This is a genomic window from Mycobacterium sp. P2_H7 (genome assembly GCF_056403275.1).
Map to the genome: position 1 here is coordinate 1 of NZ_JBFUFU010000084.1, position 365 is coordinate 365.

Consider the following 365-nt stretch of genomic DNA (forward strand, 5'->3'; position numbering starts at 1 on the left):
GAAGGGTACGCCGCCTTCGAGATAGGTGTCGAAATAGACGATCGGCATCGTCTGCGTCAGTTTCTCCAGCGTGCGGCGGTCCGAGCGCAAGCCGAGCGGCGCGATCAGCGCGCCTGAGACTTTCAGCGACTGGATGGTGCGCGTCGCCTCGACTTCGAGTTCGCGCGAGCCGTGCGAGGAAATGACGATCGGCCAGTAGCCCTCGTCGCGCAGCCTGAGCTCGATGCGGCTGACCATTTCGGAATAGAAGGGATCGGCCACTGTCGGCACGACAATGCCGATGGCGCGGGTGCGCTTGCGATTGAGGTTGCGGGCAAACAGATTGGGCTGGTAATCGGACGAGCGCAGCGCCTCCTCTATGCGCT

At 63.0% G+C, this 365-nt stretch carries 1 protein-coding gene; it reads right to left on the minus strand.

The window, feature by feature from the left end:
• A partial coding sequence (locus tag AC1DY7_RS31460) for a hypothetical protein (protein WP_477497672.1) occupies positions 1-365 on the minus strand: 365 nt, incomplete at both ends.